Origin of the sequence: Burkholderia sp. Ac-20379 (assembly GCF_017104645.1) — a bacterium.
Taxonomy (GTDB): domain Bacteria; phylum Pseudomonadota; class Gammaproteobacteria; order Burkholderiales; family Burkholderiaceae; genus Burkholderia.
The window spans coordinates 1-15,866 of the sequence record NZ_JAAGPF010000158.1; the positions used below are offsets into that span (position 1 = coordinate 1).

The following is a 15,866-nucleotide window of genomic DNA, read 5'->3' on the forward strand; positions in this document are numbered from 1 at the left end:
TGGAGGATGGGCATGGACGCGTCCTGCGTGCTGGAGATGGATTGCGCGGTGTCGTACACCTTTTGCGCGTAGGCGAGCCGCTTGTCCGGCGAGCTCGCATTGTAGGCGCCGACCGCATTCCAGGTCGGCCCGTACTGCTGGATGTTCTGCGAGAGGATCCATGCGCCCACGTAGGCGTTGGTGCACGGATCGAGCAGGCTTTGCTCGGTGATGCCCTCGCGCGCCAGCCGCGGCAGCCACGAGCTGTTGATCTGCATGAGACCGATGTCGGTCGTGCCGTTGCTGTTGGTGTTGATGACGTTGGTGCGCGTGCCCGATTCGACCTGCGCGATGGCGCGCATCAGGCCGACGTTGACGTGTTCGAACGCGGCGGCGTCGTCGATGCAGTCTGCGCGGGCGACGCCGTGCATCGCGACGAGGAGTGCGGCACACGCGCCGCCCCGAAACGCGAGGCCGCCGCCCGGCGCCCGTTTCTGGTGCTGCTGGATTCCCATGATTCGTACCGTATGCGTTGACTGCTTGTTATATCGGCCGGAACCGCCTTGGCGTTGCCTCGGAAGCGGTGAAGGGGACGGCCGCCGCCCGCGCTGCCGATGGCGCGCGGGCGTGCGGATGCGTCCGGAAGGGCGCCGGCCCGTGCGCCCGAGGCACGTATTCTAATGACAGATTGTTGAGACGAGGGAAAAGGCGGGGAGGTGGGGTGATGCGGGGCGCGGCAGAGGGAGTGGCGCCGGCCGGAAGCTCCCGGCCGGCGCGGTGACGCCGTTACTTGACGTTGGCAGTGATGAGGGCATCCGCCCCCAGCATCCGCTCCACATACCGCGCAATCATATCGATCTCGAGATTCACCTGCGCCCCAGCCGTCAAATGACGCAGCGTCGTGACCTGCACCGTGTGCGGAATCAGATTGATCGAGAATTCGCAGCCGTCCGCGCGGTCGGTCACGGCGTTGACGGTCAGGCTCACGCCGTTCACCGTGATCGAGCCCTTGTAGGCCAGATACTTGCCGAGTTCCTTCGGCGCCAGCACGCGCAGCTCGTGCGATTCGCCGACCGGTGCGAAATGCGTGACGGTGCCGAGGCCGTCCACGTGCCCCGACACGATGTGCCCGCCGAGCCGGTCGTGCGCGCGCAGCGCCTTTTCCAGGTTCACGTCGCCCGGCTCGGCCAGGCCGACCGTGCGGTTCAGGCTCTCGCGCGACACTTCGACGGTGAACGTGTCGGCCGTGGTGGCGATGGCCGTCATGCACGCGCCCTGGATCGCGATGCTGTCGCCGAGCGCGACGTCGCCCAGATCGAGCCCGCCCGCCTGGACGATCAGCCGAACGCCGGCATCGGCTTCGGCGCCGAGCGCTTCGATGGTTTCAATGCGGCCGACCGCCGCGACGATTCCGGTGAACATCGTGTGATTTCCGTGAACAGGTTCAGTGAGCCGACGGCGCGGCGAAGCGCGCGAGAATGCGCAAGTCGTCGCCGATCCGGTCGAGGGTGTGGAATTGCAGCGTGGTGCGCTGGGCCAGCGTGGCCGGTGCGACCAGGTTGAACATGCCGGCGGCATTGTCGCCGAGCAGCGTGGGCGCCAGGTAGACGAGCAATTCGTCCACACAGTCCTCGCGCAGCAGCGAGCCGTTCAGCTTGTGGCCGGCCTCGACATGCAGTTCGTTGATGCCGCGCTTGCCGAGCGCGGCCAGCATGGCGGGCAGATCGACCTTGCCATTCGCGTCGGCCAGCGGCACGACTTCGGCGCCGCGGTCGCGCAGCGCGGCCGCACGGCCTTCTCCGGCCGCATCGAGCACGCCGCAGAAGATCAGGATCGGCGCGCCGCTCATCAGCTTCGCGTCGAGCGAAATCTCGAGCCGGCTGTCGATCAGCACGCGCAGCGGCTGGCGTGGCGTATCGATGCCGCGCACGGTAAGTTGTGGATCGTCCTCGCGCACGGTGCCGATGCCGGTCAGGATCGCGCAGGCGCGGGCGCGCCAGGCGTGCCCGTCGGCGCGCGCGGCCTCGCCGGTGATCCACTGGCTTTCGCCGCCCGGCAGCGCGGTGCGGCCGTCGAGCGAGGCGGCGCTCTTCATGCGCACCCACGGGCGGCCGCGCGTCATGCGCGACACGAAGCCGATGTTCATCTCGCGCGCTTCCTGGGCCAGCAGCCCGCAACGCACGTCGATGCCGGCGTCGCGCAGCATGCCGAGCCCCTTGCCGGACACGAGCGGGTTCGGATCCTCCATCGCGGCGATCACCTTGCCGACGCGCGCCTCGGTCAGCCCGAGCGCGCACGGCGGCGTGCGGCCGAAATGGCTGCACGGCTCGAGCGTCACGTAAACCGTTGCGCCGCGCAGGTCGTGGCCGCGCGAGCGCGCGTCCTTCATCGCCTGCACTTCGGCGTGATCCTGGCCGGCCGGCTGGGTGTGGCCTTCGCCGATCACCGCGCCGTCCTTGACGATCACGCAGCCGACACGCGGGTTCGGCGTGGTGGTGTACATCCCGCGCGACGCCAGATCGAGCGCGCGCTGCATGTGCGCGAAATCAGTTTCCGAGAACATCGCGTCTCCGGATCGGGAAGGTCAGGCCGCGAGCGCGGCGAATGCGCGGCGCGCGGCGGCGAGCGTCTCGTCGATCACGGCGTCGTCGTGCACGCTCGACACGAAGCCGGCCTCGTAGGCCGACGGCGCGAAATACACGCCTTCGTCGAGCATCAGATGGAAGAAGCGGTTGAAGCGCTCGATGTTGCTCTTGGTCACGTCGGCGAAGCTGGCCGGCACGGTGTCGGTGAAATACAGGCCGAACATCGCGCCGATCGAATCGGCCGCGAACGGCACGCCGGCCGCCTTCGCTTCGGCCGCGAGGCCGTCGGCGAGGCGCTTGGTCTGGGCCGTGAGCGCCTCGTAGAAGCCCGGCGCCTGGATCAGCTTCAGCGTCTTGAGGCCGGCGGCGACGGCGATCGGGTTGCCCGACAGCGTGCCCGCCTGGTAGACGCCGCCGAGCGGCGCGAGGTGGGCCATGATGTCGCGACGGCCGCCGAAGGCCGCGGCCGGCATGCCGCCGCCGATCACCTTGCCGAGGCAGGTCAGGTCGGCCTGGATCCCGTAATGCTGCTGCGCGCCGCCGAGCGCCACGCGGAAGCCGCACATCACCTCGTCGAAGATCAGCACGGCGCCGTGCTTCGTGCAGAGCGCGCGCAGCGCCTCGTGGAATGCCTGTGAGCCGCGCACGAGGTTCATGTTGCCGGCCACCGGCTCGACGATCACGGCGGCGATTTCGTCGCCGAACGCCGTGAACGCTTCTTCCAGCGCGGCGACGTTGTTGTACTCGAGCACCGTGGTGTGCTTCGCGATGTCGGCCGGCACGCCGGCGGAGGTGGGGTTGCCGAACGTCAGCAGGCCCGAGCCGGCCTTGACGAGCAGGCTGTCGGCGTGACCGTGGTAGCAGCCCTCGAACTTGACGATGCGGCTGCGGCCCGTGAAGCCGCGCGCCAGACGCAGCGCGCTCATGGTGGCCTCGGTGCCGCTCGACACCATCCGCACCTGCTCGATCGACGGCACCAGCTTGCAGATTTCCTCGGCGATCTCGATTTCGGCCTCGGTCGGCGCGCCGAACGAGAAGCCGTCGGCCAGCACGGCCTGCACGGCGGCCAGCACCTCGGGGTGCACGTGGCCGACGATCATCGGGCCCCATGAGCCGATGTAATCGATGTAGCGCTTGCCGTCGGCGTCCCAGAAATGCGCGCCTTGCGCGCGCGAGACGAAGCGCGGCGTGCCGCCGACCGACCGGAAGGCGCGCACGGGCGAGTTGACGCCGCCCGGGATGGTCAGCTGGGCGCGTTCGAAGAGGGTTTGGTTGTTCGACATGGATAGGACCTGCGTAGAGAGGCGGCGGCCGGGCGGCCGCGGCAGGGCGCCGCGTTCGCGCCCAGGCGGACGAAACGATCGTCAGATTGTACCGAAGAGTCGGCGGGGCGGCGTCGGGCGGCGCGGGGCCGGCCGTGCGCCCTTAGCGCGGCAGCGGCGGCGGCTTGCGCTTGCCGGTCAGCTCGGCCCAGCGCTTTTCGAGCGCGCCTTCGGCCATCGGCTTGATCGAGGTGCCCGAGGTCTGGGCGTCCCAGGTTTGCACCGAGAACGGGTGCGCCCGCAGCGCATCGCGCGGAATCACGACCTCCTGGTGGCCGTCCACCAGCCAGTCGTAGACGAAATCGATGCAGAGCCGGTAACCGCGCTTGGTGCCCGCATCGGGCACCTCGTACGGCGCGCGCGTGACGTAGCCGGAGCCGAACACGCCTTTCGGCTCCTGCGCGACGCGGTGCAGGAATACGCGGTCGCCGGGCAGGATGCTGCGCGAGAAGCCGCAGCCCCAGGCGTCCTGCACCGCTTCGCCGGCGCGCACGCGCGCGGCGGCCTCGGGCAGGTCGGGCCAGGGCCATTTTTTCGGGCTCCAGATCAGCAGGAAGGCGGTCATGTCGAAAGGGGGCCGGGTGGGGCGGGCGGGTGCGCGAACACGGAATCGCGAGCTTACCCGATCGACCGCGCCTGCGCGCCGGCCAGCGTTCGCGGCCACGCGCCGGGCTGCGGGCCGGCGTCGCGATCGCGGCGGCGCGCGTACAATCGAGCGTTCGTGGCGGCTGTCCGGCCGCCATGCCCACCGAGCCGGGCCGCGTGTCGCCACGCGCGAAGTTCCGGCCGCAGCCGAGAATTCCCATGTCGAATGCAATACGGCGCCGGCCCGACGCCCGGTTGATCATGCTGCTCGGCGCATTGGCCGCCTGCGGCCCGATCGGCACCGATATGTACCTGCCGAGCATGCCGGCCGTGGCCGAGAGCCTCGGCACCAGCGCCGCCGCGGTGCAGTGGACGCTGACCAGTTTCATCGCGGGTTTCTCTCTCGGCATGCTGCTGTACGGGCCGCTGTCCGATTCGCTCGGCCGCCGGCCGGTGCTGCTCGGCGGCATCATGCTGTTCACCGTGGCGGGCGCGGGCTGCTTCGTGGCGCCGTCGGTCGATGCGCTGATCGTGCTGCGCTTCGTGCAGGCGCTCGGCGCGGGCGCCGCCTCGGTGCTGTCGCGGGCGATCGCACGCGACGCGCACGAGCCCACCGATGCGGCCAAGGTGCTGTCGATGGTGGCGATCGTCACCTCGGTCGGCCCGCTGCTCGCGCCGCTGATCGGCGGCCAGATCCTGCGCTTCGCGGGCTGGCGCACGATCTTCGTGGTGCTCGCGCTGTTCGGCGTGGGCTGCACGATCGCGGCGTTCCTGAAGGTGCCCGAAACCTGGCCGAAGGAAAAGCGCCACTCCTCGGCGATCTTCAGCTCGTTCGCGTCCTACGGGCGCATCCTGGCCGATCCGATCGCGTGGGGCTACATGCTGTGCGGCGGCATGGCGTTCGCGTCGCTGCTCACGTACATCACGGCCACGCCGTTCGTCTACATCGAATATTTCCACGTGTCGGCGCAGCATTACGGCCTGCTGTTCGGCATGAACATCCTCGGCGTGATGATCGGCAACTTCATCAACACACGGCTGGTGGCGCGGGTCGGCTCGATGCGCCTGATCTCGGCGGCCTCGCTGGTGAGCGCCGTGGCGTCGCTGTGCGTGGCGTTCTTCGCGCTGACCGGTATCGGCGGGCTGTGGTCGATCGTGGCCGGCCTGTTCTTCGTGGTGGGGGTGATCGGGCTGCTGTCGGCGAACTGCTCGACCGACCTGATGCTGCGCTATCCGCACAACGCGGGCGCGGCGGCCGCGCTGTTCGGCGCGATGCAACTCGGGCTCGGCGCGGTGGCGAGCGCGGTGGTCGGCTTGCTCGCCGACGGCACGCCGTTCGGCATGGGCGTGACGATCGCGATCACCGGCGCGCTGTGCTTCGTCGGCCGGCGGTTCGTGCTGCGCTGGCACGGCCGCCCGGTGCGCGGCGACTGAGCGCCGGCATTCTGCGTACGGCGAAAAAAAGGCTGGCGCCCGAAAGCGCCAGCCTTTTTCGCATGCGGCCCGATAGGCGGGCCCGGTAACGCCGCCGTTCAGTCGCGCGCGGCGGCCGGCGCCACGCCGTGGCTAAGCCAGTCGAGCACGTCGGACGATTCGTCGTCGCCCGCGCGGGCCTTGGCCTGCGCCACCGCCTCGTTGAGCTCGGCGTTCGGCGCGGCGCGTCGGATCGCGACGCCCACCGCGAGGATGTCGATCATGACCAGATGCAGGATGCGCGAGATCATCGACAACTGCGATTCGCGCATCTCGATGTGGTCGGTTTCGAGCGCCACGGTGGCGCGCTTGGCGAGCGGCGTGTTGCTGGACGTGATCGCGATCACCTTCGCGCCGGCCTGCATCGCCACGTCGAGCACGCGCAGCAGCTCGGGCGCGCGGCCCGATTTCGACACCGCGACGATCACGTCGCCCTTGCCGAGCAGCGCAGCCGACGCGGCCTGCATGTACAGGTCGCCGTAGGCGATGGTCGGGATCCCGAAGCGGAAGAACTTGTAGTGCGCGTCCTGCGCGACGATGTTCGAATTGCCGAGCCCGTAGAACTCGATGCGGCGCGCGCTGTTGAGGATCTCGATCGCCTTTTCGACGTGCTCGAAATTCAGATGCTCGCGCAACTGCAGGATCGCGGACACCGTGTTGTCGAGCACCTTCGCGCCGAAATCGGTGGCCGTGTCGCCGAGATGCACCTGGCTGTGGCTCATCGGAATCGTGCCGGTCAGGCCGGTGGCCAGCTTCAGCTTGAAGTCGGACAGGCCCTGGCAGCCGAGCGAGCGGCAGAAGCGGATCACGGTCGGCTGGCTGACGTCGGCCTTGCGGGCGATGTCGACGATCGGATCGTTGATGATCGAGCGCGGATGGTTCAGCGCGAGATCGGCCACGCGGCGTTCGGCCGGCGTCAGCGCGTCGCGCATCTGGCGGATCCGTTCGAACACGGCCGACGACGCGCCGCCCGAGCGGTTCGACAGTTGCTCGGCGAGGATCGCCGAGACGCCGAGGAACGCCGGGTAATCGGCCGTGATCAGATAGGTGGGGATGTTCGCGCAGTAATCGGAGAAGCGGCCCTTCGATTCGAAGCGCTCGCGAAAGCGCGACTTCAGGAACAGGTCGCCGAGCTTGAGCACCACGCCGCCGCCCACGTACACGCCGCCGAGTGCGCCGAGCGTGACCGCCAGGTTGCCGGCGAACGTGCCGAGGATCGCGCAGAACACGTCCACCGCTTCCAGCGCGAGCGCCTCGCCTTCGTGCGCGCGATCGACGATCTCGGGCGTGCCCACGCCGGCCGCCACGCGCTTCTTGTCGCGGCCCGCCAGCGCGCGGTAGATGATCTCGATGCCCGGCCCCGCGCACACGCGCTCGAACGAGACATGCGGCCATTTCTTGCGCGCGTATTGCATGACCAGATCCTCGCGCTCGTCCATCGGCGCGAAGCTGGCGTGGCCGCCTTCGCTGCCGAGCGCGATCCAGCGGTCGTCGGCCGGAATCAGGCCGGACAGGCCGAGGCCGGTGCCCGGGCCCATCAGGCCGATCACGCTGTTCTGACGGCGCGTGCCGCCGCCGACCTGCTGACGCTGCGCGTCGGTCAGGCCCGGCAGCGCCATCGCGAGCGCGGTGAAATCGTTGACCACGAGCAGCGTGTCGAAGCCGAGCGCGCGGCGCGTGGCCTCGATCGAGAAGCTCCAGTCGTGGTTCGTCATCTGCACCTGGTCGCCATCGACCGGGTTGGCGATGGCGATCGCGGCGTGATTGACGCGGCCGATCTTCACGTCCTTCAGATACTTGCGGATCGCGTCGGTCAGCGTCGGGTAATCGGCGCCCGGATACACGCGGATCTGCGTGATCTCGCCGGGGCCGGTTTCGAGCGCGAAGCGCGCGTTCGTGCCGCCCACGTCGGCGAGCAGGCGCGGGCCGTCGGCGTGCTGGCCGGCAGCCGGCTTAGTTTGCGCACCAGTAGACATCGAGCTGGGTCCCCTTGTCGTTGGCCAGTTGGGAAATCGCGTTGCGTTGCGGAGCCGCCGCGGCGGCCTCGAGCACCTCGCGCTTGCGCGCACCCGCGATCAGCAGGAACAGACGGTCGACGCGGCGCAGCGCGTCGAGCGACAGGCTCACGCGCGGATGCGGCGCGGCGCCCGGATGCACGGCGACGTAGCGCGCCGGCGTGGTGATCGCCAGATCCCATTCGGGCGCGTCGGCGAAGATCGAGGCGGTGTGACCGTCCTCGCCCATGCCGAGCACGGCGACGTTCGGCAGCGCGTAGGCCGGGTTCGCGTTCAGCGCGGCGACATGCGCGTCGAGCGTGGCGGCGGTGTCGACGATCGGCAGGAAGCGCGCGCCGGCGGCCGCGTTCTGCAGCAGCGTGTCGCGCACCAGTTGGGCGTTGCTGGCGCCGTCGGTGTCGGCCACCCAGCGGTCGTCGACCAGCGTGACGTCGACGTTCGCCCAATCGAGCGCGTGGTGCGACAGCGTCTGCAGGAACGGGCGCGGGCTGGTGCCGCCCGAGACGGCGAGCGTGGCCCGCGCGTGCTCGGCGAGCGGCGCTTGCAGCGCCGCGCCGACCGCCCGTGCGAGCGCGTCGCACTGGGCTTGCGGGCTTTCGAAAGCATGAAGCTCGATCACTTCTCCTCCAGGCTGCTTGTATCGAATTCGGTGGTCATGCGGGGATACATCGTATCGGTATCAGTTTTCTTCCTCGAGCCAGCAGGTGCCGTGCTGCGCGAGCATCGCGCTCGCGGCGGCCGGGCCCCAGGTGCCGGCCGCGTACGGCTTCGGCGGCTTCAGGGTTTTCTGCCATTCGGTCTGCAGCGGCTCGACCCAGCGCCACGCGGCTTCCTGCTCGTCGCGCCGCACGAACAGCGCGAGGCGGCCGTTGATCACGTCGAGCAGCAGGCGCTGGTACGCCTCCATCTGGCCTTCCTTGAAGAACTGGTCGAAGGCGAGATCGAGGTGGACGCTGGCCAGGTTCATGCCTTCGCCGGGCTGCTTGGCGAGGCAGTAGAGACGGATCGTCTCGTTCGGCTGCAGGCGGATCACGAGCCGGTTCGCGCCGGCGCGCAGCGCATTGGGGCCGAGCGCCGAATGCGGCACCGCGCGGAAATTGACGACGATCTCGGCCACGCGATCGGCGAGCCGCTTGCCGGTGCGCAGGAAGAACGGCACGCCGGCCCAGCGCCAGTTGTCGATTTCCACCTTCAGCGCGACGTAGGTTTCGGTGGTGCTGTCGGCCTTCACGCCCGGTTCGGTCGCGTAGCCCGGCACTTGCGCGCCCTTGATGGTGCCGGCGTGATACTGGCCGCGCACCGCCACCTTGCTGATGTCGCGCGGATCGATCGGCTTGAGCGCGCGCAGCACGCGCAGCTTTTCGTCGCGAACCGAATCGGAATCCATCGAATGCGGCGGCTCCATCGCGACGATCGACAGCAGTTGCAACAGGTGGTTCTGCACCATGTCGCGCAGCGCGCCGGTGTTGTCGTAGAAATCGCCGCGCGCTTCCACGCCGAGCTCTTCCGCGATCGTGATCTGGATGCTTTCCACCCAGTCGCGGCGCCACAGCGGCTCGAACAGCGCATTGCCGAAGCGCAGCGCGAGCAGGTTCTGCACCGGCTCCTTGCCGAGGTAATGATCGATCCGGTAGATCTGGTCTTCCGCGAAGATCTCGCCGACCGCGTCGTTGATCGCGTTCGACGAGGCCAGGTCGTAGCCGAGCGGCTTCTCGAGCACGATGCGCGCGCCGTCGTTCAGGCCCACGCCGGCCAGCGCCTTGCAGATCGGCTCGAACAGCGACGGCCCGGTGGCCAGATAGAACACGCGCGTGCCCGGCAGCGAGCCGATGGCGTCGCGCAGGACGCGGTAGTCTTGCGGGCGGCCGAGATCGAGATTGACGTAATCGATGCGCGCCAGAAAGCGCTGCCAGGCGGCGTCGTCGAACGCGCCGCCAGCGGCCTTCTTCGCGTGCGGCTTGACGTGCTCCTCGACCCAGCGGTGATAGCCGTCGCGATCGGTGTCGTTGCGCGCGACGCCGACGATGCGCCCGGATTCGGCCAGCATGTTGGCGCGGTGGGCCTCGAACAGCGCAGGCAGGATCTTGCGCATCGACAGGTCGCCGGTGCCGCCGAACAGTACGAAGGTGAAGCTGCTGGAATCGGTGTGCATGTGTCTCCGCCCGGTTGGAAATGCCCGCGCCACGGCATGAAATCGACACCGGTGTGCGAGGCCGTTCCGACGGGCGCGGACGGCGGAAACCGGAGCCGTAGTGCGATAAAAATATTTTTGACACTGAATTGTAGTTTAACTACAATCCGCCGCAAGGGGTAGACCTGAACGAAGAAAAAGAAGCGCACACGAGACATCGGGGAAGCGCGCTCTTCGTGCAGGACGGCCGGTGCGGCAGCGCGCCGAGACCGCATGTTAAAGGACATTGGCGAAACGCATCGTGCGCCGGTCCGCGACGGCCCCGAGGTTCGGCGTCGCGCGGCGGCGCAACCGGAACCATCAGATCAGAGGAGACAAGTCTTTGAATCTCGATCCACTCAGTCAGTCCCTGAGCGCCCGCGGCCGGCAACGGCCCGACCGTGTCCGGTCGTTCGCGGCGTGATGTCCCGGTTGCGACGTTTCGCTGCTTGTAGGCAAGACGGTTCCCGCACGAACGGGAGCCCCAGGAGTCGGTTCAATCAATCCGGAGGAGATAGGTAATGAAGATTCGCGCGATGATGGGCGCGCTGTGCGCCGCAGGCCTGATGATCGGCGCCGCCTCGGCGCAAGCGGAAGACGTCACGGTGCTGCACTGGTGGACGTCGGGTGGTGAGTCGAAGGCGGTCGGCGTGCTGAAGGACGACGTGCAGAAGCAGGGCTACGTGTGGAAGGACTTCGCGGTGGCCGGCGGCGCGGGCGCGGCAGCCATGACGGCGCTCAAGACCAAGGTGATCAGCGGCGACGCACCGTCGGCCGCGCAGATCAAAGGCCCGCTGATCCAGGACTGGGCCGACCAGGGCGTGCTCGTCAACATCGATTCGGTGGCGGGCGACTGGAACAAGAACCTGCCGCCGGAAATCGACAAGATCATCAAGTACAAGGGTCACTACGTGGCCGCGCCGTTCTCGGTGCACCGCGTGAACTGGATGTACATCAACAAGGCCGCGCTCGACAAGGTCGGCGGCAAGGTGCCGACCACCTGGCCGGAATTCTTCCAGATGGCCGACAAGATGAAGGCCGCGGGCATCCAGCCGATCGCGATGGGCGGCCAGCCGTGGCAGGATCTGACGCTGTGGGAAGACGTCGTGCTGTCCGAAGGCGCCGATTTCTACAAGAAGGCGATCGTCGACCTCGATCAGGGCACGCTGACCTCGCCGAAGATGCTCGACGTGTTCAACACGGTGCGCAAGATCCAGGGTTACTTCGACGCGGGCCGCAACGGCCGCGACTGGAACCTGGCGACGGCCATGGTCATCAACGGCAAGGCCGGCGTGCAGTTCATGGGCGACTGGGCCAAGGGCGAATTCGAAGGCGCCGGCAAGAAGGCGGGCAAGGACTACGTGTGCGCGGCGGTGCCGGGCACCGCGAAGGCCTACACGTTCAACGTCGATTCGTTCGTGTTCTTCCAGCAGAAGGGTTCGGACAAGCCGACGCCGGGCCAGCTCGCGCTCGCCAAGACCATCATGACGCCGGATTTCCAGGAGCAGTTCAGCCTGCTGAAGGGCTCGATCCCGGTTCGCCTGGGCGTGAAGATGGACAAGTACGACGACTGCGCGAAGAAGTCCTACGCGGATGAGCAGGGCGCGCTGAAGGCCGGCGGCTACGTGCCGTCGCTGGCTCACGGCATGGCGCAGGGCGATGCCACCGCCGGCGCGATCAGCGACGTCGTGACCAAGTTCATGAACTCGCAGGAAGATCCGAAGGCAGCGGTTGCCGCCCTCGCGAAGGCCGCGAAGGTGAAGTGATGCGGTGAGGGCGGGGCGCGGCCGGTTCGCGGCCCGCGCCTTGCCCGCGCCGTCGCAAACGGGCCGGCTGCCGCCGGTCCGCGCCGTACCCGATGCCGCGCGCCTGTTCGCAGGTGCCGGCGCCCCCGTTCCAGGAGTCGAAACAAGTGGCTGCCCCTCTCAGCGGAAACGAACCCGGCCGCGCCGACGTCGCCCGCCGCACGTCGCCGCTCTCGGCATTGGCCGATCGCTGGATCCCGAAGCTGGTGCTCGCGCCCAGCATCGCGATCGCCGTGGTGTTCATCTACGGCTTCATCGTCATTACCGGCTACCTGTCGCTGACCAAGTCGCGGCTGTTGCCCAACTACACGTTCGACGGCTTCGGCCGTTACACCGACCTGTTCCAGAACGACGTCTGGTGGACCTCGGCCGCCAACCTGGCCTGGTTCGGCATTCCGTTCATCGTGATCTGCGTCGGGCTCGGGCTGTTCCTCGCGATCCTGCTCGACCAGCGCATCCGCAACGAAGGCGCGCTGCGCGCCGTGTTCCTGTACCCGATGGCGCTGTCGTTCATCGTCACGGGCACGGCCTGGCAGTGGATCCTGAACCCGGGCCTCGGCCTGGAGAAGGTGCTGCACGACTGGGGCTGGGCGAGCTTCTCGTTCGACTGGCTCGACGATCCGGACAAGGCGATCTTCTGCGTGGTGATCGCGGCCGTCTGGCAATCCACCGGTTTCGTGATGGCGCTGTTCCTGGCCGGCCTGCGCGGCGTGGACGGCGAGATCTTCAAGGCGGCCCAGGTGGACGGCGCGACGCTGCCCACCATCTACCGCAAGATCGTGATCCCGAGCATGCGCCCGGTGTTCTTCTCGGTGCTGCTGATCCTCTGCCACATCACGATCAAGACGTTCGATCTGGTGGTGGCGCTGACGGCCGGCGGCCCCGGCACGTCGTCGTCGCTGCCCGCCATGTTCATGTATACCTATTCGTTCAATCGCGGCCAGCTCGGCGTCGGCGCGGCCTCGTCGGTGATGATGCTTGCGACCGTCGTCGCGGTGCTGGTGCCGCTGATGTATATGGAATCGAGGAGCACCCGCAATGCAGCCTAAGATGACGATGAGCCGCGCCGTCATTTACGCGGTGCTGATCCTGTTCGCGATCTACTTCCTGTTCCCGCTGTACGTGATGCTGTCGACCTCCTTCAAGGATCTCGACCAGTTGCGCACCGGAAACCTGCTGACCCCGCCCACGCACTGGACCGTCGATCCCTGGCTCAAGGCCTGGGGCTCGGCCTGTACCGGCGTGCGCTGCGACGGCATGCGGCCGTTCTTCTTCAACTCGTTGAAGATGGTGATCCCGGCCGTGCTGATCTCGTCGCTGATCGGCGCGTTCAACGGCTACGTGCTCACGCACTGGCGCTTCCGCGGCGCCGACGCGCTGTTCACGCTGCTGCTGGTGGGCTGCTTCATCCCGTTCCAGGTGATCCTGCTGCCGATGGCGCGCGTCGAGGGCTATCTCGGCCTCGCCAACACCACCACCGGCCTCGTGCTCGTGCACGTCGTGTACGGGATCGCGTTCACGACGATGTTCTTCCGCAACTTCTACGTGAGCATTCCGGCCGAGCTGGTGAAGGCCGCGCGCATCGACGGCGCGGGCTTCTTCACGATCTTCACGCGGATCCTGCTGCCGGTGTCGCTGCCGATCTTCATGGTCTGCCTGATCTGGCAGTTCACGCAGATCTGGAACGACTTCCTGTTCGGCATCGTGTTCTCGGGCGTCGATTCGATGCCGATCACGGTGGCGCTGAACAACCTCGTGAACACCTCGACGGGCGTGAAGGAATACAACGTCGACATGGCCGGCGCGATCATCGCCGCGCTGCCCACGCTGCTCGTCTACGTGATCGCCGGCCGCTACTTCGTGCGCGGCCTGACGGCGGGCGCGGTGAAGGGCTGACGACCGGCCGGGCCGGACGAACGAACCGGCCGCGCGGGCGTGTCCCGCGCGGCGAGCAGAACCGACGCGGCGCTCGACGCCGCACCAGAGACAGAGGATTCACAGCATGGCAAGCCTTTCCATCCGTGACGTGTACAAGACTTACCCGAACGGGGTGCCGGTCCTGAAGGGTGTCGATATCGACATCGAGGACGGCCAGTTCCTGATTCTGGTCGGCGGTTCGGGCTGCGGGAAGTCGACGCTGCTCAACATGATCGCCGGCCTCGAAACCGTCACGAAGGGCGAGATCCGGATCGGCGGCAAGGTCGTCAACGACCTGTCGCCGAAGGATCGCGACATCGCGATGGTGTTCCAGTCGTACGCGCTCTATCCGTCGATGACGGTGCGCGAGAACATCCTGTTCGGCCTGACCATCCGCAAGGTGCCGAAGCACGAACAGAAGCAGATCGTCGACCGCGTGTCGGCGATGCTGCAGATCGAGCATCTGCTCGACCGCAAGCCGGGCCAGCTCTCGGGCGGCCAGCGCCAGCGCGTGGCGATGGGCCGGGCGCTCGCGCGCGACCCGTCGCTGTTCCTGTTCGACGAGCCGCTGTCGAACCTCGACGCGAAGCTGCGCATCGAGATGCGCGCCGAAATCAAGCTGCTGCATCAGCGCCTGGGCACCACGATCGTCTACGTGACGCACGACCAGATCGAGGCGATGACGCTCGGCGATCGGATCGCGGTGATGAAGGACGGCGTCGTGCAGCAGTTCGGCGCGCCGCAGGAGATCTACGATTCGCCGTCGAACCTGTTCGTGGCCGGCTTCATCGGCGCGCCGCCGATGAACTTCATCACCGGCAAGGTGGTGGAGCAGGGCAGCGGCGTGGGCATGGAGATCGACACGGGCGCCACGCGCGGCGTGCTGAACCTGCCGTTCGAGCGCGCGAAGCTGAGCGGGCACATCGGCCGCGAGGTCATCGTCGGCCTGCGTCCCGAACGCATCACCGATGCGCGCAACGCGCACGACGGCCAGGCCTCGACGCTGCAGCCGATCGACGTGATCGTCGACGTGACGGAGCCGACCGGCCCCGATACGCATGTGTTCGCGCAGGTCAACGGCAAGCGCATCGTGAGCCGCGTGCACCCGGCCGCGAACCCGCAGCCGAAGCAGCAACTGAAGCTGCTGTTCGACGTGTCGAAGGCGGTGGTGTTCGATCCGGCGACGGAAGCGCGGATCGCTTGAGGGAGGCGGGGGCGCCCCGCCGATTGCCGATACGAAAGCGGGCTGCCGGTCGACGACCGGCGGCCCGTTCCGTTTTCGGGCGCGCCGCATCAAGTCGGCTTGAATTGTGTCGATAACCGAAACAACGAACGGCGAGCCTGCGATTCAGGCGGCAATCGCCGATTCCAATGCGGCCGCCGCGGACACGCTGGACGGCCCTCACGACACAAGAAGAACCGGGGGCGTTTTGAAGACGATGAAGGCAATACTGGCGGCCGTTGCGGCGGGCTTTCTGGCCGGCTGCGTGATTTCCACGCCGATCGAGCGGCTCGACGCCGCGCCGGATCCGGCTTCGGCCTATATCGCGAGCGCGGTGCAGACCCGTTCCGGGATGGGCTACGCGTTCTATATGAAGAACGTCGATACGAACGCGGATCTCACGTTGCAGATCGCCGATCCCTATCCGCTCGGCAAGCGCATCTTCGACGACGAGAACACGCCCCCGCAGGTGCACGCGATCAAGGTGCTGCCGGGCCGCTATGCGCTGACGGGCTGGGCCGCGTTCACGTGGGGCGTGCACGAGCGCCTGATTCATCGACACTTCGACGAGCCGAATGCGTTGTCGCAGCCGTTCGAGGTCAAGGCCGGTGCGATCGGTTTCCTGGGCAAGTTCATCACCACGACCGATACCGAGCTCACGACCTGGTCGACGCGCACGATCCACTACCGGATCCTTCCGGACACGCTGTCGGAGCAGACCGCGCACGACCTGTTCGTGCAGGCCTATCCGGCTTTTGGAGAACGCGAGTTCGCGTGCATTTTCTGCGCGCTG

The 15,866-nt window shown here is 67.7% G+C and carries 14 protein-coding genes; 6 read left to right on the forward strand and 8 right to left on the reverse strand.

The features are described from left to right. The 5 genes from G3N92_RS19775 to G3N92_RS19795 all read right to left on the reverse strand — a co-directional run. On the reverse strand, window positions 1-410 hold a 410-nt coding region (locus tag G3N92_RS19775; RefSeq protein WP_241014907.1), incomplete at its 3' end, for a lytic transglycosylase domain-containing protein. A 355-nt stretch (window positions 411-765) separates the two neighbouring features. Continuing rightward, complete coding sequence (locus G3N92_RS19780; RefSeq protein WP_206129238.1) at window positions 766-1,401, reverse strand: riboflavin synthase; 636 nt, start codon at window positions 1,399-1,401, stop codon at window positions 766-768. Between the two features lie 22 nt (window positions 1,402-1,423). After that, on the reverse strand, window positions 1,424-2,542 hold the full coding sequence (ribD, locus tag G3N92_RS19785; protein ID WP_206129240.1) for a bifunctional diaminohydroxyphosphoribosylaminopyrimidine deaminase/5-amino-6-(5-phosphoribosylamino)uracil reductase RibD: 1,119 nt from the start codon (window positions 2,540-2,542) through the stop codon (window positions 1,424-1,426). Window positions 2,543-2,563: 21 nt separating this feature from the next. After that, window positions 2,564-3,847: a glutamate-1-semialdehyde 2,1-aminomutase gene (gene hemL, locus G3N92_RS19790; protein ID WP_206129242.1), complete on the reverse strand. Its 1,284-nt coding sequence runs from the start codon at window positions 3,845-3,847 to the stop codon at window positions 2,564-2,566. Between the two features lie 142 nt (window positions 3,848-3,989). After that, on the reverse strand, window positions 3,990-4,451 hold the full coding sequence (locus G3N92_RS19795) for a hypothetical protein (protein WP_206129244.1): 462 nt from the start codon (window positions 4,449-4,451) through the stop codon (window positions 3,990-3,992). Between the two features lie 239 nt (window positions 4,452-4,690). On the opposite strand from G3N92_RS19795, the gene G3N92_RS19800 reads away from it, so the two are divergent. After that, window positions 4,691-5,905 (forward strand): Bcr/CflA family multidrug efflux MFS transporter, encoded by a 1,215-nt coding sequence (locus tag G3N92_RS19800; RefSeq protein WP_206129245.1) that lies wholly within the window; start codon window positions 4,691-4,693, stop codon window positions 5,903-5,905. A 98-nt stretch (window positions 5,906-6,003) separates the two neighbouring features. Here G3N92_RS19800 and G3N92_RS19805 read toward each other — a convergent pair whose 3' ends face one another. Genes G3N92_RS19805 through zwf form a run of 3 tightly spaced genes read right to left on the reverse strand, consistent with a single transcriptional unit; the run spans window position 6,004 to window position 10,111 of the window. Further along, window positions 6,004-7,920: a bifunctional transcriptional regulator/glucokinase gene (locus G3N92_RS19805; protein ID WP_206129247.1), complete on the reverse strand. Its 1,917-nt coding sequence runs from the start codon at window positions 7,918-7,920 to the stop codon at window positions 6,004-6,006. Then, the gene (gene pgl, locus G3N92_RS19810) at window positions 7,898-8,578 is read right to left on the reverse strand and encodes a 6-phosphogluconolactonase (RefSeq protein WP_206129249.1); all 681 of its coding nucleotides are present in this window, start codon (window positions 8,576-8,578) and stop codon (window positions 7,898-7,900) included. The genes G3N92_RS19805 and pgl overlap by 23 nt, the downstream gene beginning before the upstream one ends. 60 nt (window positions 8,579-8,638) lie before the next feature. Next, window positions 8,639-10,111 carry a glucose-6-phosphate dehydrogenase gene (gene zwf / locus G3N92_RS19815; RefSeq protein WP_206129251.1) on the reverse strand — a complete coding sequence of 491 codons (1,473 nt, stop codon included), beginning with the start codon at window positions 10,109-10,111 and terminating at the stop codon, window positions 8,639-8,641. Window positions 10,112-10,650: 539 nt separating this feature from the next. On the opposite strand from zwf, the gene G3N92_RS19820 reads away from it, so the two are divergent. From G3N92_RS19820 to G3N92_RS19840, 5 genes are all read left to right on the forward strand, one after another. Beyond that, window positions 10,651-11,895 (forward strand): ABC transporter substrate-binding protein, encoded by a 1,245-nt coding sequence (locus G3N92_RS19820; protein ID WP_206129253.1) that lies wholly within the window; start codon window positions 10,651-10,653, stop codon window positions 11,893-11,895. Between the two features lie 146 nt (window positions 11,896-12,041). Beyond that, window positions 12,042-12,983, forward strand: coding sequence for a sugar ABC transporter permease (locus G3N92_RS19825; RefSeq protein WP_206129255.1), 942 nt, complete (start codon window positions 12,042-12,044; stop codon window positions 12,981-12,983). Next, entirely contained in the window at window positions 12,973-13,830 is an 858-nt protein-coding gene (locus G3N92_RS19830) for a carbohydrate ABC transporter permease (protein ID WP_206129257.1), read from the forward strand. Before G3N92_RS19825 ends, G3N92_RS19830 begins: the two co-directional genes overlap by 11 nt. A 106-nt stretch (window positions 13,831-13,936) precedes the next feature. Next, window positions 13,937-15,055 carry a sn-glycerol-3-phosphate ABC transporter ATP-binding protein UgpC gene (ugpC, locus tag G3N92_RS19835; protein WP_206129259.1) on the forward strand — a complete coding sequence of 373 codons (1,119 nt, stop codon included), beginning with the start codon at window positions 13,937-13,939 and terminating at the stop codon, window positions 15,053-15,055. Window positions 15,056-15,290: 235 nt separating this feature from the next. After that, the coding region (locus tag G3N92_RS19840; RefSeq protein WP_206129261.1) for a hypothetical protein at window positions 15,291-15,866 on the forward strand (576 nt) is incomplete at its 3' end.

Bases quoted from the DNA above. Each gene is read 5' to 3' on its own strand.
- ribD (WP_206129240.1), bottom strand. From the start codon at position 2,542: ATGTTCTCGGAAACTGATTTCGCGCACATGCAGCGCGCGCTCGATCTG.
- G3N92_RS19820 (WP_206129253.1), top strand. From the start codon at position 10,651: ATGAAGATTCGCGCGATGATGGGCGCGCTGTGCGCCGCAGGCCTGATG.
- ugpC (WP_206129259.1), top strand. From the start codon at position 13,937: ATGGCAAGCCTTTCCATCCGTGACGTGTACAAGACTTACCCGAACGGG.
- G3N92_RS19800 (WP_206129245.1), top strand. From the start codon at position 4,691: ATGTCGAATGCAATACGGCGCCGGCCCGACGCCCGGTTGATCATGCTG.
- hemL (WP_206129242.1), bottom strand. From the start codon at position 3,847: ATGTCGAACAACCAAACCCTCTTCGAACGCGCCCAGCTGACCATCCCG.
- G3N92_RS19795 (WP_206129244.1), bottom strand. From the start codon at position 4,451: ATGACCGCCTTCCTGCTGATCTGGAGCCCGAAAAAATGGCCCTGGCCC.
- G3N92_RS19780 (WP_206129238.1), bottom strand. From the start codon at position 1,401: ATGTTCACCGGAATCGTCGCGGCGGTCGGCCGCATTGAAACCATCGAA.
- G3N92_RS19830 (WP_206129257.1), top strand. From the start codon at position 12,973: ATGCAGCCTAAGATGACGATGAGCCGCGCCGTCATTTACGCGGTGCTG.
- G3N92_RS19805 (WP_206129247.1), bottom strand. From the start codon at position 7,920: ATGTCTACTGGTGCGCAAACTAAGCCGGCTGCCGGCCAGCACGCCGAC.
- zwf (WP_206129251.1), bottom strand. From the start codon at position 10,111: ATGCACACCGATTCCAGCAGCTTCACCTTCGTACTGTTCGGCGGCACC.